The 26,175-nt window shown below is 68.1% G+C and carries 18 protein-coding genes; 6 read left to right on the forward strand and 12 right to left on the reverse strand.

What is annotated here, in order from left to right; genetic code table 11:
• Positions 1-118: 118 nt before the first annotated feature.
• Positions 119-718, forward strand: coding sequence for a CC0125/CC1285 family lipoprotein (locus tag GGR89_RS08795; protein WP_125976110.1), 600 nt, complete (start codon positions 119-121; stop codon positions 716-718).
• Between the two features lie 264 nt (positions 719-982).
• On the opposite strand, the gene secA is transcribed toward GGR89_RS08795, so the two are convergent.
• The 3 genes from secA to GGR89_RS08810 all read right to left on the reverse strand — a co-directional run bounded on the left by secA (position 983) and on the right by GGR89_RS08810 (position 4,870).
• Complete coding sequence (secA, locus tag GGR89_RS08800) at positions 983-3,727, reverse strand: preprotein translocase subunit SecA (RefSeq protein WP_125976108.1); 2,745 nt, start codon at positions 3,725-3,727, stop codon at positions 983-985.
• Positions 3,728-3,853: 126 nt separating this feature from the next.
• Positions 3,854-4,114 (reverse strand): hypothetical protein, encoded by a 261-nt coding sequence (locus tag GGR89_RS08805; RefSeq protein ID WP_125976106.1) that lies wholly within the window; start codon positions 4,112-4,114, stop codon positions 3,854-3,856.
• Between the two features lie 93 nt (positions 4,115-4,207).
• Positions 4,208-4,870: an energy transducer TonB gene (locus tag GGR89_RS08810; protein WP_164542662.1), complete on the reverse strand. Its 663-nt coding sequence runs from the start codon at positions 4,868-4,870 to the stop codon at positions 4,208-4,210.
• A 56-nt stretch (positions 4,871-4,926) separates the two neighbouring features.
• Here GGR89_RS08810 and argJ point away from each other — a divergent pair, with 56 nt between their 5' ends.
• Complete coding sequence (argJ, locus tag GGR89_RS08815; RefSeq protein WP_125976102.1) at positions 4,927-6,153, forward strand: bifunctional glutamate N-acetyltransferase/amino-acid acetyltransferase ArgJ; 1,227 nt, start codon at positions 4,927-4,929, stop codon at positions 6,151-6,153.
• Positions 6,154-6,158: 5 nt separating this feature from the next.
• Complete coding sequence (locus GGR89_RS08820) at positions 6,159-6,953, forward strand: inositol monophosphatase family protein (RefSeq protein ID WP_125976101.1); 795 nt, start codon at positions 6,159-6,161, stop codon at positions 6,951-6,953.
• A gap of 49 nt (positions 6,954-7,002) precedes the next feature.
• Here GGR89_RS08820 and trxA read toward each other — a convergent pair whose 3' ends face one another.
• The 3 genes from trxA to addB all read right to left on the reverse strand — a co-directional run bounded on the left by trxA (position 7,003) and on the right by addB (position 13,947).
• Positions 7,003-7,323 carry a thioredoxin gene (trxA, locus tag GGR89_RS08825; protein ID WP_125976098.1) on the reverse strand — a complete coding sequence of 107 codons (321 nt, stop codon included), beginning with the start codon at positions 7,321-7,323 and terminating at the stop codon, positions 7,003-7,005.
• 84 nt (positions 7,324-7,407) lie between these two features.
• Complete coding sequence (gene addA, locus GGR89_RS08830) at positions 7,408-10,812, reverse strand: double-strand break repair helicase AddA (RefSeq protein ID WP_125976096.1); 3,405 nt, start codon at positions 10,810-10,812, stop codon at positions 7,408-7,410.
• A gap of 195 nt (positions 10,813-11,007) precedes the next feature.
• Positions 11,008-13,947, reverse strand: coding sequence for a double-strand break repair protein AddB (gene addB / locus GGR89_RS08835; RefSeq protein WP_167712873.1), 2,940 nt, complete (start codon positions 13,945-13,947; stop codon positions 11,008-11,010).
• A 177-nt stretch (positions 13,948-14,124) separates the two neighbouring features.
• On the opposite strand from addB, the gene GGR89_RS08840 reads away from it, so the two are divergent.
• Complete coding sequence (locus GGR89_RS08840) at positions 14,125-14,817, forward strand: VIT1/CCC1 transporter family protein (protein WP_125977112.1); 693 nt, start codon at positions 14,125-14,127, stop codon at positions 14,815-14,817.
• Between the two features lie 702 nt (positions 14,818-15,519).
• Here GGR89_RS08840 and GGR89_RS08845 read toward each other — a convergent pair.
• Positions 15,520-17,016, reverse strand: coding sequence for a replicative DNA helicase (locus tag GGR89_RS08845; protein WP_125977113.1), 1,497 nt, complete (start codon positions 17,014-17,016; stop codon positions 15,520-15,522).
• An 82-nt stretch (positions 17,017-17,098) separates the two neighbouring features.
• Here GGR89_RS08845 and GGR89_RS08850 point away from each other — a divergent pair, with 82 nt between their 5' ends.
• Both GGR89_RS08850 and GGR89_RS08855 read left to right on the forward strand, forming a co-directional pair.
• Positions 17,099-17,581: a UPF0262 family protein gene (locus GGR89_RS08850; protein ID WP_125977114.1), complete on the forward strand. Its 483-nt coding sequence runs from the start codon at positions 17,099-17,101 to the stop codon at positions 17,579-17,581.
• A 5-nt stretch (positions 17,582-17,586) separates the two neighbouring features.
• The gene (locus GGR89_RS08855) at positions 17,587-18,036 is read left to right on the forward strand and encodes a cytidine deaminase (protein WP_125977115.1); all 450 of its coding nucleotides are present in this window, start codon (positions 17,587-17,589) and stop codon (positions 18,034-18,036) included.
• 28 nt (positions 18,037-18,064) lie between these two features.
• Here the strand turns inward: GGR89_RS08855 and GGR89_RS08860 are convergent, their stop codons facing one another.
• From GGR89_RS08860 to GGR89_RS08880, 5 genes are all read right to left on the reverse strand, one after another.
• Positions 18,065-19,657 carry a long-chain fatty acid--CoA ligase gene (locus GGR89_RS08860; RefSeq protein WP_206434324.1) on the reverse strand — a complete coding sequence of 531 codons (1,593 nt, stop codon included), beginning with the start codon at positions 19,655-19,657 and terminating at the stop codon, positions 18,065-18,067.
• Positions 19,658-19,779: 122 nt separating this feature from the next.
• Positions 19,780-23,259: a DNA polymerase III subunit alpha gene (gene dnaE, locus GGR89_RS08865; protein ID WP_125977117.1), complete on the reverse strand. Its 3,480-nt coding sequence runs from the start codon at positions 23,257-23,259 to the stop codon at positions 19,780-19,782.
• A 380-nt stretch (positions 23,260-23,639) separates the two neighbouring features.
• Positions 23,640-24,122, reverse strand: a complete 483-nt coding sequence (locus GGR89_RS08870) for a glutathione peroxidase (RefSeq protein WP_125977118.1) — start codon at positions 24,120-24,122, stop codon at positions 23,640-23,642.
• Complete coding sequence (locus GGR89_RS08875; RefSeq protein WP_125977119.1) at positions 24,119-24,802, reverse strand: ABC transporter ATP-binding protein; 684 nt, start codon at positions 24,800-24,802, stop codon at positions 24,119-24,121. Before GGR89_RS08875 ends, GGR89_RS08870 begins: the two co-directional genes overlap by 4 nt.
• Complete coding sequence (locus tag GGR89_RS08880) at positions 24,795-26,045, reverse strand: lipoprotein-releasing ABC transporter permease subunit (protein ID WP_125977120.1); 1,251 nt, start codon at positions 26,043-26,045, stop codon at positions 24,795-24,797. The genes GGR89_RS08875 and GGR89_RS08880 overlap by 8 nt, the downstream gene beginning before the upstream one ends.
• Positions 26,046-26,175: the final 130 nt, after the last annotated feature.

The following is a 26,175-nucleotide window of genomic DNA, read 5'->3' on the forward strand; positions in this document are numbered from 1 at the left end:
CAACCGTCAATCGCGCGCATGCCACGCCTCATCGCGTGAACGCGCGGGAGAGTTTCGCCGGCTCGCGCGTTCGAGGGGCATTCGGCGACGTTTACTGTTTGGAAGTGTCGGAGGAACAATGCCAATTTCATCACAGAAGGGCCGGCGGCTGGCAGCACTCGGCCTGATGGTCGCGGGCAGCCTCTCGCTCGCATCGTGCATGACCGCCACGCCGTACCAGCCCGCTTCGGCGAGCGGCTCGGTGCGCAACGGCTATTCGGACGAGCAGATCGAGGACAATCGGTTTCGGGTGAGCTTTTCCGGCAACAGCCTGACCTCGCGCGAGACGGTGGAGCGCTATCTGCTTTACCGCGCGGCCGAGCTGACGCTGCAGAACGGCTATGACTATTTCCTGCTCGCCAACCGCGACACGGAAAAGAAGACGCAGACCTATGCGACGCCGGGTGTCGGCGGTGCGGGCTTTGGTGGTCCCTGGGGCTATTGGAACCCGTACTGGCGCTATTACAGCCCACGTTGGGGCTGGCGCAGCTGGGATCCCTTCTGGGGCGATCCCTTCTTTGACCGGAGCGTCGATATCCGCACCGTCGACCGCTACGAGGCGATGGCCGAGATCGTGATGGGCAAGGGCCCCAAGCCCGCCGACAACATCCGCGCCTTCGATGCGCGCGAGGTGAAGGAACGGCTGGGCCCGAAGATTCAGATGCCGCAGACCCGCTGATCGCGGGCAGCGGAGAAACAGAAAAGGCGGCGCCGGGACCACCGGCGCCGCCCTTTTCTTTTGGTGTATGGGGGGGGCAGCCCCCTCAGCCGTCATCCCGGCGGAAGCCGGGATCCATTGGGGTCTCCGGCTCGTGGGGTCTCCGGCTCGGCGCTAGCTGGCGCCGCGAGGCGACTGGATCCCGGCTTTCGCCGGGATGACGCCCGCGGCGGTGGCGCCTTCTTCCCCCGCCCCCTCCCGCAAGCGCGAGGGGGACCAGCAGCGTTACGCCACCTGGCCGTGGCAGTGCTTGTACTTCAGCCCCGAACCGCACGGGCACGGCGCGTTGCGGCTGACCACGCCCTCCCACTGCGACGGATCGGTGCCATAGTCGTCGCCCGCCGGCTGCGGGATGCCGAGCGGTGGCAGGCGGGTGGTGACCAGCCCGGCCGAGCCGCCGTCCCAGTCATTGGTGTTGTCCATGCCGGTCAGCGGATCGATGTGGGTGGTCAGGAACGCCGGCAGCTCGGGCAGTTCGGGCGGGGGCGCCATGCGGAACTGGGCGAAGGCCATGGTGCGCGTCACGTCCTCGCGGATCGTGTCGAGCATCCGCTGGAACATCGAGAACGCCTCGTGCTTGTATTCGTTGATCGGCGTCTTCTGCGCATAGGCGCGCAGGTGGACGACCTGGCGCAACGCGTCGAGCATCGCGAGATGCTCCTTCCAGTGATGGTCGAGATTCTGAAGCAGGATCGACTTCTCGATCGAGGTCCAGGTCTCCGGCTCGAGATCCGACGCCTTCTCGGCGATCGCGGCGTCTGCGGCCGCGCGGATGCGCTCCTCCAGCATCTCCGGATCGATCGCTTCCTCGTCCTTCACCCAGTCGTCGATCGGCAGGTCGAGGTTGAGCGTGTCGGCAAGGCGCTCCTTCAGCCCGGCGACGTTCCACTGCTCGGGATAGCTGTTCGGCGGGCAGGCCTCGCCGACGATCGCATTGACCGTCTCGTGGCGCATGTCCTCGACGACCTGGCCGACCGTGTCGGCATCCATGATGTCGGCGCGCTGCTCGTAGATCACCTTGCGCTGATCGTTCATCACGTCGTCATACTCGACGACCTGCTTGCGCACGTCATAGTTGCGCGCCTCGACCTTGCGCTGCGCGGTCTCGATCGCCTTGCTCAGCCAGCGCGACGGCGGCATCGCCTCGCCGTCCTCCAGGCTGGAGCGCATCATCCGCGAGAACAGGGTGTTCGAGCCGAAGATGCGCAGCAGGTCGTCGTCCAGGCTGAGGTAGAAGCGGCTGAGGCCCGGATCGCCCTGGCGGCCCGAGCGGCCGCGCAGCTGGTTGTCGATGCGGCGGCTTTCGTGGCGCTCGGTGCCGAGCACGAACAGCCCGCCGGCGGCCTTGACCTGCTCTTTCTCGGCGGCGACTTCGGCCTTGATCCGCTCGATCGCGGCGTCGCGCTCGGGGCCCTCGGGCATGTCGCGCAGCTCGTCGGCGACGCGGAACTCGACATTGCCGCCCAGTTGGATGTCGGTGCCGCGGCCGGCCATGTTGGTCGAGACGGTCACCATGCCGAGACGGCCCGCCTGGGCGACGATATGCGCCTCGCTCTCGTGAAAGCGCGCGTTGAGCACCTCGTGCTTCACGCCCTCGCGGTGGAGGAATTCGGACAGCAGCTCCGACTTCTCGATCGAGACGGTGCCGACCAGCACCGGCTGGCCGCGCTCGGCATGCTGCTTGATCGTCTTGGCTATCCCGGCGAACTTGTCCTCGGTCGACTTGTAGAACACGTCCTCCTCGTCGACGCGCTGCACCGGCAGGTTGGTCGGGATGGTGACGACGTTCATCTTGTAGATGTCATAGAACTCGGCCGCTTCGGTGGACGCGGTGCCGGTCATGCCGCCCAGCTTCGGGTACATGCGGAAATAGTTCTGGAAGGTGATCGAGGCGAGCGTCTGGTTCTCGGGCTCGATGTTGACGCCTTCCTTGGCTTCCACCGCCTGGTGCAGGCCGTCCGACCAGCGCCGGCCGTCCATCATGCGACCGGTGAACTCGTCGATGATGACGATCTTGCCGTCCTTGACGATGTAATCGGTGTCGCGCTTGAACATCACGTTCGCGCGCAGCGCCTGGTTCAGGTGGTGCACCACCTGGGTGTTCTCGAAGTCGTAGAGATTGGCGCCGACCAGCACACCGGCATCCTCGAGCAGCCGCTCGACCGTCTCGGTGCCTTCCTCGGTGAGCACGATCGTGCGCTGCTTCTCGTCCTTCTCATAGGTCGAGGGATCGAGCTGCTTCACCACCGCATCGACCTTCATGTAGAGCTCGGAGCGGTCGTCGGTCGGGCCGGAGATGATCAGCGGGGTGCGCGCCTCGTCGATCAGGATCGAGTCGACCTCGTCGACGATCGCATAGGCGAACGGACGCTGCACCATGCTCGTGCGATCATATTTCATGTTGTCGCGCAGATAGTCGAAGCCGAACTCGTTGTTCGTGCCGTAGGTGATGTCCGCGGCATAGGCGTCGCGGCGCTGCTGGTCGGTCAGGTTGGGCACGATCACGCCGGTGGTGAGGCCGAGGAAGCCGTACACCTGCGCCATCCACTCCGCGTCGCGGCGGGCGAGATAGTCGTTGACGGTGATGACGTGGACGCCGTCGCCCGGCAGCGCGTTGAGATAGGTGGCGAGCGTCGCCACCAGCGTCTTGCCCTCGCCGGTGCGCATCTCGGCGATCTCGCCGCGGTGGAGCACGATGCCGCCGATCATCTGCACGTCATAGTGGCGCTGGCCGATCACGCGCCGCGCCGCCTCGCGTACCGTGGCGAAGGCCTCGGGCAGCAGGTCGTCGAGCTTGGCGCCATTGGCCAGCTGCTCGCGGAACCGAATCGTCTGCTGGGCCAGCGTGTCGTCGTTCATCGCCTGGAGCGCGGGCTCGAAGCTGGCGATCTTCTGGACGATCGGGTTGAGCGACTTGACGTAGCGATCGTTGGACGAACCGAAAAGCGACTTGGCAATACCGCCGAACATGCGAATTCCTGACCTGTTTGGATGGGATGCGCGACGGCTGCCGGACGCGGCAGAGCCATCACGGGGCGCACCGCGCAGACGCGCGGCGACGAAAGGAAGAAGGCCCGGACGCGCGGGCCGGAAAGGCTATTCGCGCCGCTGCTCGAAGGCGAGGCGAAGCGCAGGCCGCGGCGTGGCGGCCAGATGGAACACCGGGATCGTGACGACCCGCACCAGCGCGGGGAGCGCCGCCGCAGCCGCGACGATGTGGCGCGACGGGGCAACCGCCGCCTGCGCCGCTTCGGCCACGCGCACCACGGCCACGCCCTGGATCGGACGCAGGCCACGCTCGCCCGACACGCCGGTCAGGCTCGCGAAAAGCGCAGTGAGAAGCAGCAGCAGTTCCAAGCGAAACCCTGTGGTACACGGTGGTGATGTCGCAACCGACGGGCGGCAACGCACGACACATAGGGATCGTCGCACGGTTCGTCTAATCAAAAGCTAGGGCTTGGCCGGCGCTTCGGTGCGGAATGAGACGATGTACTCCGCAGTCTTGGCGGCCAATGCGCCACTTTTTGACGATGGCGCCGTGGCGAGCGACAGCAATTGCCCGCATGCCGCACGATCGATCGCACTGTTTCCGCTTGATTCCAGGATGCGACAATCGACCACGCGCTGGTTGGCCTCGAACGACACCGCCGCTATCACCGGCTGCCGATAGTCGGATGGCAGCCTCGCCACCGTCAGCTGCAATTCGGCAGGCGGAATCGGTGCTCCCGCGCCTACGCCGCCACCGACACCGTTGCGATGGGGCGGCGCACTGCCCAAGCGCCACGTGAAGCGGTTCGTGTAAGTGAAAGCCATCGCATTGCCTGCAGCATCGCGTGCGGGCCAGAATCGTGCGCGGCGGACGAGCAGGCTACAAGCCCGCTCGTCCAATTCATCAAAACTCGAAGATTGCGTAACCGTGCAATCGATGGGGACGCCGCCCGGACCGACCTTAAGCCGGAACTCAACGGTGCCTTCATGCCGCTGCCGTTTAGCAGACGGTGGATAATCATCGTCGGTTATCCAACTGCTGGGGTTCGTCAACGGTGTCGGCGGCTTCGGGCCCTTCGCACTATCCTGCGCCTGCACCGCCAGCAGCGCCATCACCAAAAACATTGATCTTTCTCCCCCCATGCACGAAGCACGCGCGCATCCTAATCACAGGCGGTTTCATGTCCACCAGCACCTCCCCGCTCGCGCAGCCCTTCCCCGCTCTGCCCGCGATCCCCGGCGTCAGCCTGCGCGTTGCCCGCGCGCGGTACAAGAACTGGGACCGCTGCGATCTCACCTTCGTCACCCTCGACGAAGGCACCAGCGTCGCCGGCGTGCTGACCAGCAGCAAATGCCCCTCCCCCGAGGTGGAGTGGTGCCGCAAGGCGCTGGTTCTCGGCAAGGCGCGTGCGCTGGTGGTGAATGCCGGTAACTCGAACGCCTTTACCGGCAATCGCGGCCGCGCGGCGGTGGAGGCGATCGCCGCCCGCACCGCCCAGCATCTCGGCTGCGATCCCTCCGACGTGTTCGTCTCCTCGACCGGCGTGATCGGCGTGCCGCTGCCGATCGAGAAGGCCGAGGCCGGGCTCGATGCCGCCTACACGGCCGAACCCTGCGCCTGGGAAGACGCCGCCGCGACGATCATGACCACCGACACCTTCGCCAAGGGCGCGGTGACCACCGCGGTGGTCGACGGTCGCACGGTGACGCTCGCCGGCATCATCAAGGGGTCGGGCATGATCGCGCCGGACATGGCGACGATGCTCGGCTTCATCTTTACCGATGCGGCGGTGGACCCGGTGTTCCTCCAGCGCGCGCTCAGCGAGGCCAATGGCGCGACCTTCTCGTGCATCACCGTGGACGGCGACACTTCCACCAGCGACACCGTGCTCGCCTTCGCGACCGGCAAGGCCGGCAATGCGCCGCTGACCAGCGACGAGGATGCCGGCGCCGACGCCTTCCGCGCCGCGCTCGCCGATCTCTGCCGCCAGCTCGCCCTGCTCGTCGTCCGCGACGGCGAAGGCGCGCAGAAGCTGATCGAAATCACCGTCGAGGGCGCCGAGAGCGACCGCAGCGCGCACCGCATCGCCATGTCGATCGCCAACTCGCCGCTGGTCAAGACCGCGATCGCCGGCGAGGACGCCAATTGGGGCCGCGTGGTGATGGCGGTGGGCAAGGCCGGTGAGCCCGCCGAGCGCGACAAGCTCGCCATCCGCTTCGGCACCACCCAGGTGGCCCGCGACGGTCTGGCGGTAGACGGCTATGACGAGGCGCCGGTCGCCGCGCATCTCAAGGGCCAGGAAATCGAAATCGGCGTCGATCTGGGTCTCGGTGAGGGCCGCGCCACGGTTTGGACCTGCGACCTCACCCATGGCTATATCTCGATCAACGCCGATTACCGGAGCTGAGCCGCTTGCATCCCCATCATGACGCGGTCTCCGCGCTGATCCGCCGCGTCGCCGAGACGGTCGTCCTCCCGCGCTTCCGCAACCTCGCCGCGCACGAGGTGCTGGAGAAAACGCCGGGCGAACTGGTCACCATCGCCGATCGCGAGGCCGAAGAGCGGCTGACCGAGGGCTTGGCCGCGATCGCCCCCGATGCAGTGATCATCGGCGAGGAAGCCTGTGCCGCGAACCCGGCGCTCGTCGACCAGGCGATGGCGGCGCGCGCCTGGGTCATCGATCCGATCGACGGCACCGGCAATTTCGCCGCGGGCGAGCCGCCCTTCGGCATCATGATCGCGCTGATCGAAGCGGGCGTCATTCAGGCGGGCTGGATCTACGATCCGGTCGCCGAACGGATGTGTCATGCGGCGCTGGGCGGCGGCGCGTTCGTCAATGGCACGCAGGTCCAAGCCCGACAGAGCGACGGCCCGCGCCCTCATGCCGCGGTGTCGAAGGTCGCCCAGTCCGAGGCCGAGCATGCCGAGCGGATGCGCCGGTTCGAGCAGGATTTCGAGCTTTGGGCGATGCCGCGCTGCGCGGCGGAGAACTACCCCCGGTTGGCGCTGGGGCAGAACGACGTCGCGGTGTTCCGGCGCACGCTGATCTGGGATCATGCCCCCGGGGTCGTCTTCCTCGGGGAGGCGGGCGGCTATGTCGCCCATTGGAACGGTACGCCCTATCGCGGCGACGGCAAGGGTGTGGGGCTGATCGCGGCCTCGACACCCGAACTGGGCCGCCGCGCTACCGAATTGCTGTTCGGCTGAAAAACGCTCCTCCCCTCTCGCGGACGGGAGGGGAGAACGCGTGACGCGATCAGATCTCGCGTTCGATCCACTGCTTGATCGCACTCTTCGGCAGCGCGCCGACCTGGGTGGCGGCCTGCTGGCCGTTCTTGAACAGGATCATCGTCGGGATGCCGCGCACGCCGTACTTGGTCGGTGCATCGGGATTGTCGTCGATGTTGATCTTCACGATCTGCACCTGGTCCGCCAGCTCCTCGGCGAGTTCTTCGAGCGCCGGGGCGATCATGCGGCACGGGCCGCACCATTCGGCCCAGAAATCGACGAGGACGGGCTTGTCCGCCTGCAGCACGTCGGTTTCGAAATTGGCGTCGGTCGTCGCCACAGTGGCCATGTCGGTATCTCCTGAACTTCGTGTTGGTCGGCTATCTATGGTCGCCGGGCCCGTTGCTCAAGCGCAGAGCCCCAAGCTTTGCTCCTACCCCGCGTAGCCCGGCTTGTGCTCGTCGAGAAGGGCCTCGGGCAATGCATAGAGCACCGGACCGGCGGAATAGAGCAAAGCCGCCTCCACGGCGCGCTCGGGGAAGATCACCCGCAGCGCCGCGACATAGGCCGCCATCTGGCGGAGGTGATAGGGCGGCACGTCGGCGAGCGACGCCGGCGCACGGCGACCGGTCTTGAAGTCGACCACCCGTACCCGCTCGGGCGTCACCACCAGCCGGTCGACCGTGCCCGAGACGACCACGCCGTCCGCCACGACCGCGGCGATCGGCGCCTCGCCCAGCGCATCGGGCCCGAACAGCTCGGCGAAGCGCGGATCTTCGGTGACCGCCAGGGCCGCATCGATCAGCGCGGCACGCTCGGCCGCATCGGCGAGCCCCCCTGCCCCCGCCAGCCAGCGATCGGCCGCCGACCGCCGCGCCTCCGGAGCGACGCCGGGCAGCCGCTCGAACAGCGCGTGGAGCAGCCGCCCGCGCTCCGCGGCCGCACGCATCGCGGGACCCGGCGGCGGATCGGCCACGCGGTCTTCGCCCAGCGACGACGGCGCCAGCGGCCGCGGCGGCCGGGCTTCCTCCGGCGCACGCGTGTGGAGCCAGTCGGGCAGGACCGGCGCGGGCGCAACTGTCATGACCGCCGGCGCTGCGACCGGCCGCACGGGCGCCTGCGGGACCACGCCGTGGAACTCCCGCACCCCGGCTTCGTCCATCGGCACGCCCAGCGCATCGAGCGCGGCGACGCTGGCGGCATACCAGCTTGCCTTGGGCGGTTCGCCCTTGGCCTGGGGACCGAGCGCTCCGGCGATCACCAGTCGCTCCTCGGCGCGCGTCGCGGCGACGTAGAACAACCGCCAATGTTCCTGCAGCTCGCGCGCATCGGCCTTCTCCAAGGCCTCGGCCAGGATGCCGTCGCGTTCAGCACTGCGGGGACGAAAGATCGGGAAGGCGTCCTGATCTTCCTCGGGCGCCCATTTGAGCACGCCGCGCGGGCTGCGCGTCGGGTCCACGGTCGCGTCTGCCAGGATCACCAGGGGCGCCTGGAGGCCCTTCGAACCATGCGCGGTCATCACCCGCACCGCCGGCTGCGGCTGCGCCGCATCGCGGACGATCTCGACATCGCCGCGATCGAACCAGTCGAGGAAGCGCTGGAGCGATGGCGTCGCCCGCGTCTCGAAGGTGAGCGCGGCGTTGAGCAGTTCCTCGATCGGATCGCGCGCCTCCTCGCCGAGCCGCAGCAGCAGCTTGCGCCGCCCCTGCATCGGCCCGGACAGAATCTCCTCCAGGAAGCGATAGGGCGTGGCGAGGTCGGCGCGGCGCAGCAGATCGTAGAGCGGCGCCAGCTTCTCGGCCGACTGGCGTTCGCGCAGGTGCCGCCAGAGCCCGCCCCGCTCGCGCACCGCCGCCGCCATCAGCTCTTCCTGGGTCCAGCCGATCAGCGGGGAGACGAGCAGCGCCGCCAGCGACAGATCGTCCTCGGGCTGGAGTGCGAAGCGGATCGCGGCGAGCAGATCCTGCACCGCCAGCGGGGCGTTCAAGCGCAGCCGATCGACGCCCGCCACCGGCACCCCCTCGGCGTAGAGCCGCGCGACGATCAGCGAGGCGAGCTCGCCGCGCCGCTTGACCAGCACCATCACGTCGCCGGGGGCAAGCATCCGCCCCTTGGCGGAAAGCGGCAGATTGCCCACCCATCCCTTGATCTGCCGGGCGATGCGGGCGGCGAGCGCGCGGGTGGCGTCGCCGATCCACTCTTCTTCGTCGGCCTCGCTGCCGCCCCCGATCACCGGCGGCCACAGGGTCACCGTGCCGGGACCGGGCACTTCACTCGCATGCGGCTCGCTGTCGCTCATGGGGCCCATGCCCGGCTCGGGCAGCAGGCCCAACGCGGTATCGACGAACTCGAGCACCGGACGGGTCGAGCGGAAGCTGTGAGTCAGCGAGAGCGATTCCAGCTCCCGTGCTTCCACCTCGTAATCCGGACGGAAGTTGGCCAGTCGCTTGAACCGCTCGAACGCCGCCTGGAAGAAGATCGGGTCGGTGCCCTGGAAGCCGAAGATCGCCTGCTTGTAATCGCCCACGGTGAACAGCGTGCGCAGCCGGTCGCCGCGCGCGCCCTCGCCCGCGAAGAACTCGTCGGCCATCGCCGAGACGATCGCCCATTGCCGCGGATTGGTGTCCTGCGCCTCGTCGATCAGCACATGCTCGGTGACCTGGTCGAGCTTGAAGCGCACCCATTCGCCCATGCCCTCCTGGCGGAGCAACGCGATGGTGCGGCCGATCAGATCGTCGAAGTCGACCGCGCCGAGCCGGCGCTTGGCAGCGGTATAGGCGCGGGCATACGCGCGTCCCGCCTCCAGCCCCCGGGCGAGCAGATCGACATAGGCGGCGCGCACCCGCATCGCGAGCAGTTCGCCGCAGCGGCCATGGAGCCGCATCGCCGCCTCGGCATAGTCCGGGTCCTGCGGCGCCTGCCCCTTGGCGAAGCTGCGCGGATCGCCCTTGGCGGTGGCCCAGACGAGGTGAAGATCGGCCAGCGTTTCCGCACGCTCCTCCGGCGAACGCGCCAGCCAGGCGGCGATCACGTCAGCCCGCTCCAGCCCGCGCGCGGTGCCCCAGGCGGCGTTCGCCGATGCGATAGCGCGTAGCGTTCGCACATCGAACCCGTCGTCGCAGCAGCTCGTTGCGAGCGATTCCGCAATGTCCCCCGCAGGCAGATCGAAGGCCCGGCGCAGCCAGGGCTGGATGCCGCTGGGCAGCCCTTCCAGTGCCTCGCCCGCGCGCGCGCATTCCTGGAGGAAGCCTTCCGCCCCGCCCTCCCCGAGCCGCAGGCTGAGCGCGCCGATTGCGTCGATCACGCCCTCGCGACCCTCCCGCCGCGCCTCGACCAGCATCTCGGCAAGCGTTTCGCGCGCCAGCACCGCCTCCTCGCGCGCTTCCAGCGGGCGGAAGCCGGGCACCAGCCCCGCCTCGATCGGGAAGGCGGACAGCAGCGACTGGCAGAAGCTGTGGATCGTCTGGATGCGGATGCCGCCGCCGGGCGCATCGAGCACCTTGGCGAACAGCGTGCGGGCGGCGGCACGGCTTTCGGGGCCGATGCTCTCGCCCAGCGCGGCAAGATCGGCGGTAAGCTCCTCGTCCTTGGCGCGCACCCAATAGGCGAGCCGACCGGTGATCCGCTCGGACATCTCGGCCGCACCGGCCTTGGTGAAGGTAAGGCACAGGATCGCCGAGGGATCGGTGCCCGCGAGCAGCAGCCGCCACACCCGCGCGGCGAGCACCTGGGTCTTGCCGGTGCCGGCCGAGGCCGACAGCCAGATATGCCGCGTCGGATCGCTGGCGCGCTTCTGGTTGCCCTTCAGCGGGTGGAGCTTGGCGGGACTGCGGCTCATCGCTGGGACACCACAAATTCCTCCCCGGTACGGGGAGGGGGACCATTTGCGCAGCAAATGGTGGGGCGGCCGCCGCGCACGCGGCGGTGTACCCTCGATCCGAGCCCGTCCCCGCGCCTGTCGGCGCGGCCCCTCCACCACGCGCCTGCGGCGCGCAGTCCCCCTCCCCGCACCGGGGAGGAATTGGGGATACCGTTACTCACGCCCATACCATTCATCCCGGCGCATCAGCTGGTCATATTCCGCATAGGGCGCATATTCCGGCACCAGCTTGGCGGTGAACGGGCGCTCCCCGGTCAGCCACTCGCCCGCGGCCGTCGCGAAATGCTCGGCGGCGATGCTGACGAAATCCTCTGCCGGCACCGGCTCGCGCTTCTTCGGATCGACCGGCGAGTCGACATAGCCGAATCCGCCGCTCCTCGGGTTGCGCGCCAGCGACCAATATTCAAACGCCCGAGCGGCGCCCTCAATGCCTTCGAACCCGCCCCGCTCGGCGATCAGCCCCAGCAGCCCGAGCTGCAGGCTGAACCCGGCCTTTACCGCGCGCGTGCTCGGCGGCTGGCCGGTCTTGTAGTCGACGATCGCGAGCGCGCCGCCCTCCAGCCGGTCGACCCGGTCGAACTTGCCGCGCAGCGTCACGCCCGCGAAGTCGATCGAGCCATCCCGCTCGACTGCCAGCACCGTGCGCCCCTTCAGGCCCTGCTCGACCAGCTCGCCGGCGATCCAGTCGATCGCCTCGATCAGCCGCGGCTGCCACAGCGCACGGATCAGCGGGTGGGTGCGCGTGTCGGCGAGCATCGCCTCGGCGCGGGCGCGAAGCAGGTCCGGGCGGCAGTCATCCTCCTCGAACCAGCGCTGCAGCACATCGTGTACCGCCGTTCCCCGCCACGCCGCGCTGGGATCGGCATCGACCGGATCGAGCGGCATCAGCCGCAGCATCCGTCGCGCGTAGAAGGCGTAAGGGTCCGCCTTGAGGCGATCGACTTCGGTGACCGAGATGACCTTGGGCCGGTCCTTTGCCGGCGGCGACGGCTCCGGCCGCGCGACCGGCGCGAACGCCCCCGGTGCGTCGATCGCCGCCATCCACGCGGCGAGGTCCCCTGCCCGCTCCAGCCCGCCCGACAGCGCCTCCAGCCGCAACCAGAAGCGCGAGGCGATGGTCGGCGCACTCGCATCGCGACGGGCGCGGGTGAGCAGTACTTGTCGCGCGCCCAGCCCGATCGCGAGATCGTGCGCCGATACGCCGATCCGCCGCTCCAGCCCGGGCAGCCCCAGCTCGGCGCGGATGCGCGGCGCCAGCCAGGGGTCTGGCGCGGGCAGTCCCGGCCAGACGCCTTCGTTGAGCCCGCCCAGGATCATCAGGTCGGCGCTGTGCAGCCGCGCCTCGATCAGGCCGAGAATGGCGAGCCGCGGATGCCCGCCCTGCGGCGGCCGCACCGCGACCTCGTCCATCAGCGTCCGGAGCATCGGCGCGAGGCTGTCGGGCTCGGCCAGCGCCGGCCCGTGCGCGGCCTCGCGCTCCAGATCGTCCAGCAGCAGCGCGGCGGCGCGGCCATCCTCGCGGCTCCACAGCATGTCACCGCCCAGGGCCTGCGCGGCCTCGCGCAGTGCGGCGACCAGCCCGGCGAGCGGCTGCGCGCCGCCGGCGAACACTGCCTCCAACGGCGCGAGCAGCGGCCGCGCCGTCTCCCACCAGCGCGCGGCGGTGCGGCGCAGCGCCCCTTCCCGCCCGCCCTGCTCGGCGAGGTGCGCGTCGATGCCCGCCAGCCCCGGCGCCGGGCGCGGGCCGCGCAGCGCGAGGTCGAGCGCTCGCGCGCCATCCAGCCAGGCGGCACGGTCGCTCGGCTGCACCAGCGGGTGCTTGAGCAAGGTCAGCAGCGGCATCGGCGCGAAGGCCTGCGCCGCCGCATCGGCCAGCGCCAGCAACAGCGTGCCCGGCGGGGTGAGCGACAGCGGCTGGCCGGCGGAATCGTCGACCGCGATACCCCAGCGCGCGCAATGCGCCGCCACCCGCCGCGCCAGCGCGCGATCGGGGGTGACCAGCGCAGCGGTACGCGCCGGCGTCTCCAGCGCCTCGCGCAGTGCCAGCGCGATCACCTGGGCCTCCTCGGCGGGGGTCGCGAGCTCGAGCGCGCGGACGCCGTCCAGCCGCCGCTCGCCGGCGGGCAGGTCGGTCCAGCGATGGGTGAGCTCGGGCGGCTGCATCGCCGAGGCGATCGCCTTGCTGCGCGCGGGCGGCGCGTCGAGCTCGCTGGCGACGCGCCATTGCTGGAACTCGCCGCGCGCCACGCCCATCCGGTCGAGCAGCAGCTTGAGATGGAATTGCGGGTGCGTCTCGAGCGCGCGGCGGCGGCGCCCGGTACCGGGGTCCGGCCTGTGCGGCCCTAGCGACTCCCACTCGTCGTCGCCCATCGCGGTGGCGAGCGCAGGCAGGACCACCATCCCCTCGGGCAGCCCGGCGACCACCCGCAACAGCCGCGCGATCGCGGGCGCCGCTGTGGTGATCCCCGCGGCGCAGACGAAGCCCGACGGCGCCGCCGCCTTCCACCGCGCCGAGACGCGATCGAGCAGCCGCCGCCGCCGCTCGGGCAGGTCGACGCGGCCCAGTGCCGACAGCTCCTCGGGCCAGCGGGTCAGCACGATCTCGAACAGCGCGAGCGAGCGCTCCCAATGCGCCGAAAGCTCGGGCCCCAGTTGCAGGTCGCGCAGCCGCCGGGGCGAGACTTCCTCGACCAGCAGCTGGTCGAGCGTGGTGCCGAGGTCGCCGGCCAGCCGCACCGCCTCGGCGGCGTCCAGGCGGGCGTCATGCCCCTGGAGCAGCCGCGCGAGGATCATCCGCCGCTGGAGCGGATCGACCGCGGGCGGCACCGGTTCGGCATCGTCGACCGTCTCGAACACCGCTTCGTCGAGCTCGGGATCGCCGATCGCGACCAGCCGGGGGAGCAGCAGCCCGCCGCCGCTCTCGCGCACGAACGCGTCCTGCATCGCCCGCTTGGCGCGGTTGTTGGGCAGCAGCACCACGCCGCGCGCCAGCCGCAGCGGATCGCTGCCGAAGCGGCGGATCAGCCCGATCGCCAGCGCATCGGCAAAGGCCCGGTGCGGCGGGATCGTGTAGAGGTGCAGGGCGTGCGACATGCGGCTCGGCGAAAGGGGAACGGAGCGCGAACCTTAGCGGGGTTGGCCCGACGAGCGCAACCGCCGCGACGCGCACGAAGGCGGATCCGATCGCCCTGCCCGCAGCCATGGCGACGCCCCCATTGCCGTACGGCACACCCCCGGCCATTCTCGCGCCACCACCATCGGAGGAACTTCATGCGCCCGCACCGCGAACAGCATCTCGTATCCCGGATCGGCTGGCTGCGCGCCGCCGTGCTGGGGGCGAATGACGGCATCGTCTCCACCGCCAGCCTGATCCTGGGCGTCGCCGCCTCGGGGGCCGGGCGGCCCGCGCTGCTGGTCGCGGGCGTGGCGGGGCTGGTGGCGGGCGCGATGTCGATGGCGGCGGGGGAGTATGTCTCGGTCAGCTCGCAGGCCGATACCGAACGCGCCGACCTCGCCCGCGAGCGGCAGGAACTCGCCACCACGCCCGAGGCCGAGCTGGCCGAGCTGACCGCCATCTATGTCGGCCGCGGCGTCGATGCCGGCACCGCGCGCACGGTGGCCGAGCAGATGATGGCGCACGACGCGCTGGAGGCGCATGCCCGTGACGAGCTCCACATCACCGAGATGACGACCGCGCGGCCGGTGGTCGCCGCGCTCACCTCGGCGGCAACTTTTACGGCGGGTGCGGCGCTGCCACTACTGCTCGCCGCGCTGCTGCCGATGCGCTGGATGGCGATGGGGGAAGCGGCGGGTTCGATCCTGTTCCTTGCCCTGCTCGGCGCGCTGGGCGCGATCACCGGCGGGGCCAGGCCGCGCAAGCCGGTGGTGCGTGTGGTGTTCTGGGGCGCGCTGGCGATGGCGCTGACCGCTGGGATCGGGCGGGTTGTGGGGACGAGTGTTTAACTAAGAGGTCGCAGCTGCATAAGCTTCCCGCGGTGCTTCAGCCAAAGAGATCTCGCGCCGATATTCCTTAAGGCGGCATCGGGGGCTCTTCCTGCAACGTCGTCCGCATCTCTTCCGATATGTGGAAATCGTGCTATCGAAGCGGGATGAATGAGAGGCCCAGCTTCAAAGAGTTGAGGAATGGCGTTGAAATTTGCCGCTATTTCTTCCGGTGCAACATCATGCGTGTTCACCTTGAAGATCTAATTCGAGAGAACGGCGGCTTCACTGAAGCAGTTACAAACGAATGAGACCGCTTCTGGGCTTACTACACCTTTTGGTTGTCCGGACTCTGGGTAACGTGCGAAGGAATTGTAAGGATTAAATTCGGAGATGAAGACTACATAAGCTTCGCCAAGATGCTTATGTCAGAACTTAGATCAGTTCGACAGTCAAATTTTCACTATAAGCCCCAAATCAAAGAGATTCTCGAGCACCTCAACACAGAAAGGCTATTAGCCGATTTGTGGAAAATTCATGACAGAATAAAGGAGAGTGTTACAGAGTTCCTTCGACAACTACCGCCAGATTTTATCGAGTCGCCACCAGACTGAACCGGTTTAAAGTGCGGAAAAGCTGCCCATCGCAAGCGATGTCCCCCACTCCAACCCATCCCCTGAAGGGGAAGGGCTAGGCAGGAGGCTCAGCCGCCTGCCCCTCCCCTCAATACCCCTCCGGCGCCAGATCGCTGAACTTGGTGAACTGCCGGTCGAAGCGCATATGCACCGAGCCCGTGGCACCATGGCGCTGCTTGGCGATGATCACCGTCGCCTTGTTCGCCACTTCCAGCTGGCGCGCCTGCCATTCCTCATAGGCCATGCGCTCCTCGGCGGTCTCGGTGCCGTCGGGGATCTTCGTCGGCGCCTTGAAGTCGTGATAATATTCGTCGCGATACACGAACAGCACGATATCGGCGTCCTGCTCGATCGAGCCGGATTCGCGAAGGTCGGAGAGCTGCGGGCGCTTGTCCTCGCGGCTTTCCACCGCGCGGCTCAGCTGGGAGAGCGCCAGCACCGGCACATGCAGTTCCTTGGCCAGCGTCTTGAGGCCGCGCGAGATCTCCGAGATTTCCTGCACGCGCCCATCGCCCGAGGCCTTGGCCGATCCGGTGAGCAGCTGGAGATAGTCGACGATCACCATGCCGATCTTGTGCTGGCGCTTGAGCCGCCGCGCGCGGGTGCGCAGCGCCGCGATGGTGAGGCCGGGCGTGTCGTCGATATAGAGCGGCAGCCGCTCCAGATCGCCCGCGGCGCGCGCGAACTTCTGGAACTCGGCATTGCTCAGCTGGCCGGTACGCAGCTTTTCCGAGACGACCTCGGCCTGCTCGGACAGGATACGCATCGCCAGCTGGTCGGCCGACATTTCGAGGCTGAAGAACGCCACCGGCGCGCCGATCGACTTCTCCTCGGCGATGCCCGCGTCGAGATCGTCCATCCAGCGCTTGGCGGCATTGAACGCGATGTTGGTCGCGAGCGAGGTCTTGCCCATGCCCGGGCGGCCGGCGAGGATCAGCAGGTCCGATCGGTTGAAACCGCCGGTCGAGGCGTTGAGGTCGCTGAGGCCCGTGGTGATGCCCGAGATGCCGCCGCCCGAGTTCATCGCCTTCTCGGCCTGCTTGACCGCGAGCGTCGCGGCGCGGGTGAAGGACTTCACGCCGGCTTCCGAATCGCCCTGCTCGGCAACCTGGTAGAGGCGGAGTTCGGCCTGCTCGATCTGCTTGGAGGGGTTGATGTCCTGGCTGGTGTCGAGCGCGCCCTCCACCATGCCGCGGCCCACGTCCACGAGCGCGCGGAGCTGGGCGAGGTCGTAGATCTGGTCGGCGAAGGAGCGTGCGCCGATCAGGCTGGCCGGGTTGCCGGTCAGCTGGGCGAGATAGGCCGGGCCGCCCAGCTCCTTCATCGCCGGATCGTTGGCGAACAGCGGGCGCAGCGTCACCGGGGTGGCGAGGCGGTTGTCGCCGACCAGATGGGCGATCTGCTCATAGATGCGGCCGTGCAGCGGTTCGAAGAAATGCTCGGGCCGCAGCTTCTGGAGGACGTCTTCCGCGACTCGGTTGTCGATCATCATCGCGCCGAGCAAAGCTGCTTCGGCTTCGACGTTCTGGGGGAGACTCAGGCCCTCTTGGGGCTCGGGTGCAGGAAAGGGAATCGGCTGTGCCATGGCTTCCTCATCGGCTTATGTGCGGGGCACGGCAACCGGCATGGCTTGTGGAAAACGGGGAATGCTTCCAAAGCTGCGCCCTATGGCCGATCCGCGGATCATCGACGTGACCCTCGACGAGCGCACCATCCTGTGGCGCTCGGCGGACATCGAGCAGGAACGCCGGATCGCGATCTACGACCTGATCGAGGACAATCACTTCGCCCCCCAGCGCGCACAGGCCGATGGCTATGCCGGGCCGTACAAGCTGCACCTCAGCGTCGAGGAAGGGCGCCTCGCGCTGGCGATCCGGCGGGCGGACGATACGCCGCTGGAGACGATCGTGCTCGGCCTCGCCCGCTTCCGGCGGCCGATCCGCGACTATTTCGCGATCTGCGACAGCTATTACCAGGCGATCCGCAACGCCACGCCCGCGCAGATCGAGACGGTCGACATGGCGCGGCGCGGCATCCACAACGACAGCGCCGAGCTGCTCCGCACCGCGCTGGAAGGCAAGATCGACGTCGATTTCGACACCGCGCGGCGGCTGTTCACGCTGATCTGCGTGCTCCACATCAAGGGATGAGTTTCATGACCACCGAACGCGATGCGCTGATCGCAGCCGCCCGCACTGCCGCGCGCCACGCGCACGCGCCCTATTCGAACTTCGGCGTCGGCGCCGCGGTACTGCTGACCGACGGCACGGTGGTGACCGGCGCCAATTTCGAGAACGCCAGTTACGGCCTGTCGCTCTGTGCGGAGACGGTGGCGCTGGCGACGGTCTCGGCCCAGGGGCGGCTGCGCGACGTGGCGGAGATCGCAGTCATCGGCGGGCCGATCGGCGCGGACGGGCTGCCGACGGGGACGGCGCCGGTCAGCCCCTGCGGCCGCTGCCGGCAGGTGATCAACGAGGCGGCCCAGCTCGGCAAGCGCGACCTGCCCGTCCATTGCGGCGCGGCCGAGGGCGATGCGGTGGCGAGCTACCGCCTGTCCGAGCTGCTGCCGCAGGCGTTCGGGCCGGGCGATCTCGGCATCGCCTGACCGGGCGCCTTCCCGGCGCGCCGATCCGTCATGCCGCCTTGAGCGAATAATCCTTGTAGCGCTGGCGGATCTCCATCTTGAGCAGCTTGCCGGTGGCGGTGTGCGGCAGGCTGTCGACGAAGTGGATCTCGTCGGGCAGCCACCATTTGGCGACGTGCGCGCCGAGATGCGCGAGGATCTCCGCCTCGCTCACCGCGCTCCCCGGCTTGCGCACCACGAGCAGGATCGGCCGCTCCTCCCAGCGCGGATGGTGCACCCCGATTGCCGCCGCCTCGGCAACGCCTGCGCAGCCGATCGCGCAATTCTCCAGCTCGACCGAGCTGATCCATTCGCCGCCGGACTTGATCACGTCCTTGGCGCGATCGGTGATCTGCATCACCCCGTCCGGGTGGAGCACCGCGACATCGCCGGTGTCGAACCAGTTGTCGGCATCGATCGCCGGCTGCTCCTCGCGATAATAGCGCGACACCACCCAGGGTCCGCGCACCTGCAGCCGGCCCGAGCTCCTGCCGTCGCGCGGCAACACCCTGCCCTCGTCGTCCACCGTGCGCAGCTCGACGCCGTACGGCACCTTGCCCTGCTTGCTGACCTGGTCGACCTGCGCCTCGAAGCTGAGCTCGTCCCAGTCGGGCGAGGGCGCGCCCATCGTGCCGATCGGGCTGGTCTCGGTCATGCCCCAGGCATGGTTGACCCGCATGCCCATCCGCATCAGCCGCTCGATCATCGCGCGCGGCGCCGCCGACCCGCCGATGGTGACGATCCTGAGGTGCTTGGGCGTCTCGCCGGTCGCGTCGATATGCTGGAACATCGCAAACCACACCGTCGGTACGCCGGCCGAGTGGGTGACCTTCTCGCGGTTCATCAGCTCGCAGAGGATCTTGGGGTCGTTGACCGCCGAAAACACCATCTTGGCGCCCACCGCCGGCGCCGCCCAGGGCAGCCCCCAGCCGACCGCGTGGAACATCGGCACGATCGGCATCGCCACCGATTGGGTGGAGAGGTCGAACTCGGCGGGCTGCAGCTCGGTCAGCGCGTGGAGCACGGTGGAACGGTGAGTGTACACCACGCCCTTGGGATTGCCGGTGGTGCCGCTGGTGTAGCAGAGCATCATCGGCTCGCGCTCGTCACCCTGCACCCAGGCATAGTTCCCGTCCTCAGCGGCGATCCAAGCCTCGAAGCCATCGGGACCGAGATCGTCGAAGCAGATATAATGCTCGACGGTCGTCCAATGGGGCTTCAATCGCTCGACCACGGGCGCGAACATCCGGTCGTAGAGCAGCACCCGGTCCTCGGCATGGTTGCCGATAAAGGCGAGCTGGTCGTCGAACAGCCGCGGGTTGATCGTGTGGATCAGCGCGCCCATGCCGGTCGCGCCGTACCAGGCGACGAGGTGGCGGCTGTGGTTCATCGCCAGCGTCGCCACGCGGTCGCCCTTGCGGATGCCGAGCCGCTCCAGCGCCTGCGCCATCCGCCGCGCATCGTGCGCGATGCCGGCCCAGGTCGTGCGCGTCTCGCTGCCGTCCGCCCAGCGGGTGACGATCTCGCGGGGGCCATGTTCCCGCGCCGCGTGGTCGATCAGCGTGGATACCCGAAGCTCGAAATCCTGCATGCCGCCCAGCATATGCCTCTCCATTGCGTGGCTGTTTTGGGCGCAGGATACGCCTTCAACACTGGAAGTCGAGGGGTGCGGGCGTTACATTGCGTTTCCGGCAGGTTCCATACCCGAACGACGGCAGGCCTGGCTCAGGCCGCTGCCGCCAGCTTCATGCTCGCCGGCATCAGCGACGCCGCCTTCACGCCCGGCATGCCCTCGATCCGCGCCGCCAGCTCGGTATCGAGCCGGAAACCCCGGCCGAGCATCACCGTCGCCTCGCCGCCGTCGATCGGGGCGTGGAGCAGGATCTCGCCCCTGCCGCCACCGCGCAGCTCGCCGACCAGCGCGGCCAGCTGCGCCGGCACGGTCGGATCCTCGATGCGGATTTCGAGGATCAGCTGGGTGGTGCCCGCCAGCGTGTCGAACGGCTGCACCCGCTTGACCGCCGCGCGCGGCGTATCCTCGCCGGGGCGCTTGTCGAGCTCCAGCGTCAGGATCGCGCAGCCGGTGCCGGCGGCGCAGGCCTCCATGTCCTTGGCGATCAGCTCCTCGAAACACGAGGTCTGGATCTGCGCGCTGCGGTCCGAGATCGTCGCCATCAGATAGCGGTTGCCCCGCGCCGAGGTGCGGTAGCGGCAATCCTCGATCAGCGCGGCGATCTGCGCATTGACCCGCGCGCCCTCCGGGATCTGCATGTCGGGCAGGCTCGCGATGTCGCGTACGCCCTGGCCGCGGAACAGATGCTCGTAGCGATCGAGGGGATGTGCCGAGAAATAATAACCAAAGGCATCCTTCTCGGCGTTGATCTTGTCGGACATCGACCAGACCGCATCCTTGGGCACGGTGATCCCGCCGCCCGCCGGCTCGGCATCGCCGAACAGCCCGCCCTGCCCGCTCATCCGGCTGGCATGGTCGCGCTGGGCGACCGCGAGGATCGTCTCGGCGGCGGCATGGACGCCTGCGCGGTTGGGCTCGATGCTGTCGAACGCACCCGCCGAGGCGAGCGTTTCCAGCTGCCGCTTGTTCAGCACGCGTGGATCGACACGCTTGGCGAAATCGTCGAGGCTCGCGAAGCGACCGTTCTTCTCGCGCTCCTCGACCAGCAGCTCCATCGCCCGCTCGCCTACGCCCTTCAGCGCGCCCAGCGCATAGCGCACCGCCAGCCCCTCGCCATGCGCCTGCACGGTGAAGTCGGCCTCGCTGGCGTTGATGTCGGGCGAGGTCGCCTCGATGCCCAGCCGCCGCATATCGTCGGCGAACACCGCCAGCTTGTCGGTCTGGTGGATGTCATAGGCCATCGAGGCGGCGAAGAATTCGTGCGGATGGTGCGCCTTGAGCCACGCCGTCTGGTAGGCGAGCAGCGCGTAGGCAGCCGCGTGCGACTTGTTGAAGCCGTAGCCGGCAAACTTGTCGATCAAGTCGAACAGCTCGTTCGCCTTGGCCGCCGGGATGTCGTTCACTTCCTTGCAGCCCTTGACGAAGATGCTGCGCTGCGCATCCATCTCCGCCTTCACCTTCTTGCCCATCGCGCGCCGCAGCATGTCGGCGCCGCCCAGCGTGTAGCCGGCGAGGATCTGCGCGGCCTGCATCACCTGTTCCTGATAGACGAAGATCCCGTAGGTCTCCTTCAGGATCGGCTCGAGCAGGTCGTGCGGATAGATGATCGGCTCGCGGCCCGCCTTGCGCGCGCCGAAGGTCGGGATGTTGTCCATCGGGCCCGGACGGTAGAGCGATACGAGCGCGACGATGTCGCCGAAATTGGTCGGCCGCACCGCGGTCAGCGTGCGGCGCATGCCTTCGGATTCCAGCTGGAACACGCCGACCGTGTCGCCGCGCTGGAGCAGGGCATAGACGCCCTCATCGTCCCAATCGAGCCGGTCGAGATTGACCTCCACGCCGCGCTTGGCGAGCAGCACCACCGCCTTCTTGAGCACCGACAGCGTCTTGAGGCCGAGAAAGTCGAACTTCACCAGCCCGGCGCCTTCGACATTCTTCATGTCGAACTGGGTGACCGGCATGTCCGAACGCGGATCGCGATAGAGCGGCACCAGCCGCGCGAGCGGCCGGTCGCCGATCACCACGCCGGCGGCGTGGGTCGAGCTGTGGCGCGGCAGGCCTTCCATCCGCATCGACAGGTCGACGAGCCGCTTCACATCCTCGTTGCCGTTATATTCTGCGAGGAATTCGCTCACGCCGTTCAGCGTGCGCTCCAGCGTCCAGGGGTCGGTCGGGTGGTTGGGGATCTGCTTGGCGAGGCGATCGACCTGGCCATAGCTCATCTGCAGCACGCGGCCGACGTCCTTGATCACCGCGCGCGCCTTCATCGTCCCGAAGGTGATGATCTGCGCCACATGATCCCGGCCATATTTCTCCTGCACGTAGCGGATCACCTCGCCGCGCCGGGTTTCGCAGAAGTCGATGTCGAAGTCGGGCATCGAGACGCGTTCCGGGTTGAGGAAGCGTTCGAACAGCAGGCCCAGCTTGAGCGGATCGAGATCGGTGATGGTCAGCGCCCAGGCGACCGCCGAGCCCGCACCCGAACCACGCCCCGGCCCGACCGGGATGTCGTTCGACTTGGCCCATTGGATGAAGTCGGCCACGATCAGGAAGTAGCCCGGGAACCCCATCTGGATGATGATGTCGAGCTCGAACTGGAGGCGCTTGTTGTATACCTCCACTTCGGCGGGATCGGTGATGCCGGCGAAGTCGAGCCGGTCCTTCAGCCCCTGCCAGCTCCGCTCGCGCAGCATCGCCGCCTCGCCCTCGCGGTCGCCGGCGAGGCTGGGGAGGATCGGCTTGCGCTTGGGCGCGGCATAGGCGCAGCGCTGCGCCACGACGAGGGTGTTCTCGATCGCCTCGGGAAGGTCGGCGAAATTGGTCTTCATCGTCTCGGCCGGCTTGAGCCAGGCTTCGGGCGAGGAACGCGGGCGATCATCGGTCTCGAGATAGGTCGAGTTGGCAATGCAGAGCATCGCGTCGTGCGCGTCGTAGAAATCGGCCTCGGCGAAGCATGCCGGGTTGGTGCCCACCAGCGGCAGGCCCCGCGCATAGGCGAGGTCGACCAGCTTGTCCTCGGCGCGAGTCTCCACCTCGTTGTTGCGCCGGGCGATCTCGACATAAAGTCGCTCGGGGAACAGCGCCTCGAGCTGCGCGACATAGGCTTCGGCGGTCTTGTCCTGCCCCTCGGCATAAAGCCGGGCGAGCGCGCCCTCCGCCCCCGCGGTCAGGCAGAGCAGCCCGTCGGTATGCCCGGTAAGCGCCGCGAACGGGACATGCGCATCCTCCTCAATCGGGCGGTCGAGATGCGCCTGCGAGACGAGGTGGCAGAGATTCTCATAGCCGGTCTGGTCCTGCGCGTAGAGCGCGAGCCAGTCGATCGGCACGTTGAGGCCCTCGGCGAGGTTCGAGCGCTTCACCGCCAGCAGCGTGCCGACGATCGGCTGGACGCCGGCCTTCTTGGCGGCGTCCGAAAAACTCATCGCGGCATAGAGGCCGTTGCGATCGGCGACGGCGATGGCGGGGAAGCCGTGGCTCTTGGCGTGCTTGGCGATCGCCTTGGGGTCGATCGCCCCTTCGAGCATGGTGTAGCAGGAGAAAACCCGAAGCGGGACGAAACCGGAATGCGCCATGCCCGAACCTAGGAGCGCACGCGCCCAATTGCCAACCCACAGCTCCGCTTCTCCACAGCTTTTGCGCCCGGCCGAGCGATACCGCCGAAACGGATCGATCTACACCTGCACCACCATGCAGATATGGTAAACGAAGCGTGCGGCCGGGGCATCCACACACCTCCCGCTCCGGCCGTGCTTTTTTTTTCGACATCTCCGGCTTACACCAAGTTGCGCTGCGATCATCCATTCTGCCGCAACGCCGTCATCCCGGCGGAAGCCGGGATCCATTCACCTCTCGGTCTCCGCAAGCGCCGAAAGCGAGACCCCAATGGACCCCGGCTTTCGCCGGGGTGACCGCCAGGGGCGCAGGAATGGGTTCTTGTCCGTGCGGCGTCGACTTAGAGCAGTGCCTCGATATCGGCGCCGATCGTGCTCGGCGCCGTCGTCGGGGCGTAGCGCGCCACCACCTCGCCCGCGCGGTTGACCAGGAACTTGGTGAAGTTCCACTTGATCGCCTCGGTCCCGAGCACCCCCGGGGCCTGCGCCTTGAGCGCCTGGAACAGTGGCGCGGCGTTGCTGCCATTGACGTCGACCTTGGCGAAGATCGGGAAGGTCACATTGTAAGTTAGCGAGCAGAAGCTGGCGATTTCCTCGGCATTGCCCGGCTCCTGCGCGCCGAACTGGTTGCACGGGAAGGCCAGCACCGAGAAACCGCGGTCGCGATAGGCGCGCCAGAGCTGCTCCAGCTCCTTGTATTGCGGGGTGAACCCGCATTTCGACGCCGTGTTGACGATCAGCAGCACCTGGCCCGTGAACTTGGACAGATCGCTGGTGGTACCGTCCGGCAGCGTCACCGGCAGTTCCGTGATCGCCTCGCTCATGCCATTTCCTCCAGGCGCCCCTCGTGGAGCCGCACCACGCGGTCCATGCGTGCCGCCAACCGTTCATTGTGGGTCGCTACCAACGCCGCCGAACCTTCGTTGCGCACGAGGTTGAGGAACTCGCCGAACACGCGGTCCGAGGTCGCCTCGTCGAGATTGCCGGTCGGCTCGTCCGCCAGCACCAGCGGCGGCCGATTGGCGAGCGCGCGGGCGACGGCGACGCGCTGCTGCTCGCCGCCCGAAAGCTGGTTGGGCCGGTGCATCAGCCGGTGGCCGAGGCCGAGCTGGGTGAGCAGCTCGGTCGCGCGCGCCTGCGCCGCCGCGCGCGTCGCGCCGCGGATCAGCTGCGGCAGCACGACATTCTCGGTCGCGTCGAAATCGGGCAGCAGATGGTGGAACTGGTATATGAAGGCGAGCTTCTCGCGCCGCATGTCCGTGCGCCCGCCTGCGGGCAGCTGGGCCGCCTCTTCGCCGCCGATGCGGATCGATCCCTCGAACCCGCCTTCGAGCAGCCCCACCGCCTGGAGCAGGGTCGACTTGCCCGAGCCCGAGGGCCCGAGCAGCGCCACGATCTCGCCGGGCTGCACCGCCAGGTCGACCCCGCGCAGCACGTCGATGCGCACCCCGCCCTGCTCGAAGCTGCGCCGCAGATCGCGCGTCTGGAGGACCGGTTCATTCATAGCGCAGCACCTGGACGGGATCGGTGCTCGCCGCCTTCCACGCAGGGTAGAGGGTGGCGAGGAAGGTGAAGAGCAGCGCCATCGCGCAGATCGCGATGGTCTGCAGCGGATCGGTCTTGGCGGGCAGCTCGGTGAGGAAGCGCATCTGCGGGTCCCACACCTTCTGGCCGGTGACCAGGCCGATGAAGGTCGCCACGCCCTCGCGATAATTCACGATCAGGAAGCCCAGGATCATGCCGGCCAGCACGCCCAGCGCGCCGATCGTGGTGCCGACCGTCACAAAGATGCGCATCAGCCCGCGCTTGCTCGCACCCATCGTCCGCAGCACCGCGATGTCGCGCCGCTTGGCCTGGACCAGCATGATCAGCGACGAGATGATGTTGAACGCCGCGACCACGAGGATGATCGATACCACGGTGAAGGTCACGGTCCGGTCGAGCGAGATCGCCTCGAACAGCTCGCGGTTCATCTGCCGCCAGTCGGTGATCTGGCCGATATTCGCCACCTTGTCGGCGAGCGGGCGGATCACCTCGTCGATCTTCTCGGGCTTGTTGGTGTCGATACGGACCATCTGCACCGAATCGCCGAGCAGCAGCAGCGTCTGCGCGTCCTGCATCGGCATGATGATATAGGCCTTGTCATAGTCGTACACGCCCACCTCGAAGATCGCGGCGATGCGGTACTGAACGATGCGCGGCATGGTGCCGAAGGGCGTTGCGGAGCCCTGCGGGTTGATGATCGAGATCTGGCTGCCGATCGATGCGCCCAGCGCCTCGGCCAGCCGCGATCCGATCGCGATCTGCTCGCTGCCGGGCTTGAGGTTCTTGAACGAGCCGAGGATTTCCTTGCCCTTCAGCGTCGGGTTGTTGAGGATGTCCTCCAGCCGCAGCCCGCGGACCAGTGCGAATTCGACCCGGCCGTTGTACGACGCGAACAGCGGCTGCTCGATCAGCGGGGTGGCGGCGGTGACGCCGGGGATCGCCTTGGCCTCGTCGGCGATGCGGCGCCAGTCGCGCAGCTGGCCGTTATAGCCCTGCACCACGGCATGGCCGTTGAGCCCGGAGATCTTGTCGAACAGCTCGGCGCGGAAGCCGTTCATCACGCTCATCACCACGATCAGCGCGGCGACGCCGAGCATCACGGCGACTAGGCTGAAGCCGGCGACGACGGCAATGAAGGCTTCGCTGCGCCCGGGCAGCAGATAGCGGCGGGCGATCATTCGCTCGTAGCGCGAGAGTAGCATGGGGATCCTCTAGGGCCGGTTGTGCGGCGTGGGAAGCGTTCTGTTGCCAATTCGACACAGGCTTGCCGCAATCTGCTGACGCCAAGCTGTCGACCGGTGACAAAGGCGCTCCGGCCTTCTACCAAGAAAG

The organism is Sphingomonas trueperi, from assembly GCF_011927635.1.
Classification (GTDB): Bacteria; Pseudomonadota; Alphaproteobacteria; order Sphingomonadales; family Sphingomonadaceae; genus Sphingomonas; species Sphingomonas trueperi.

Coding starts and splice junctions, on each gene's coding strand:
- GGR89_RS08845 (WP_125977113.1), bottom strand. CDS start 17,016: ATGGCACAGCCGATTCCCTTTCCTGCACCCGAGCCCCAAGAGGGCCTG.
- GGR89_RS08810 (WP_164542662.1), bottom strand. CDS start 4,870: ATGTTTTTGGTGATGGCGCTGCTGGCGGTGCAGGCGCAGGATAGTGCG.
- dnaE (WP_125977117.1), bottom strand. CDS start 23,259: ATGGCGCATTCCGGTTTCGTCCCGCTTCGGGTTTTCTCCTGCTACACC.
- argJ (WP_125976102.1), top strand. CDS start 4,927: ATGTCCACCAGCACCTCCCCGCTCGCGCAGCCCTTCCCCGCTCTGCCC.
- secA (WP_125976108.1), bottom strand. CDS start 3,727: ATGTTCGGCGGTATTGCCAAGTCGCTTTTCGGTTCGTCCAACGATCGC.
- GGR89_RS08870 (WP_125977118.1), bottom strand. CDS start 24,122: ATGAGCGAGGCGATCACGGAACTGCCGGTGACGCTGCCGGACGGTACC.
- GGR89_RS08840 (WP_125977112.1), top strand. CDS start 14,125: ATGCGCCCGCACCGCGAACAGCATCTCGTATCCCGGATCGGCTGGCTG.
- GGR89_RS08875 (WP_125977119.1), bottom strand. CDS start 24,802: ATGAATGAACCGGTCCTCCAGACGCGCGATCTGCGGCGCAGCTTCGAG.
- addA (WP_125976096.1), bottom strand. CDS start 10,812: ATGAGCCGCAGTCCCGCCAAGCTCCACCCGCTGAAGGGCAACCAGAAG.
- addB (WP_167712873.1), bottom strand. CDS start 13,947: ATGTCGCACGCCCTGCACCTCTACACGATCCCGCCGCACCGGGCCTTT.
- trxA (WP_125976098.1), bottom strand. CDS start 7,323: ATGGCCACTGTGGCGACGACCGACGCCAATTTCGAAACCGACGTGCTG.
- GGR89_RS08880 (WP_125977120.1), bottom strand. CDS start 26,045: ATGCTACTCTCGCGCTACGAGCGAATGATCGCCCGCCGCTATCTGCTG.
- GGR89_RS08795 (WP_125976110.1), top strand. CDS start 119: ATGCCAATTTCATCACAGAAGGGCCGGCGGCTGGCAGCACTCGGCCTG.
- GGR89_RS08855 (WP_125977115.1), top strand. CDS start 17,587: ATGACCACCGAACGCGATGCGCTGATCGCAGCCGCCCGCACTGCCGCG.
- GGR89_RS08860 (WP_206434324.1), bottom strand. CDS start 19,657: ATGCTGGGCGGCATGCAGGATTTCGAGCTTCGGGTATCCACGCTGATC.
- GGR89_RS08850 (WP_125977114.1), top strand. CDS start 17,099: ATGGCCGATCCGCGGATCATCGACGTGACCCTCGACGAGCGCACCATC.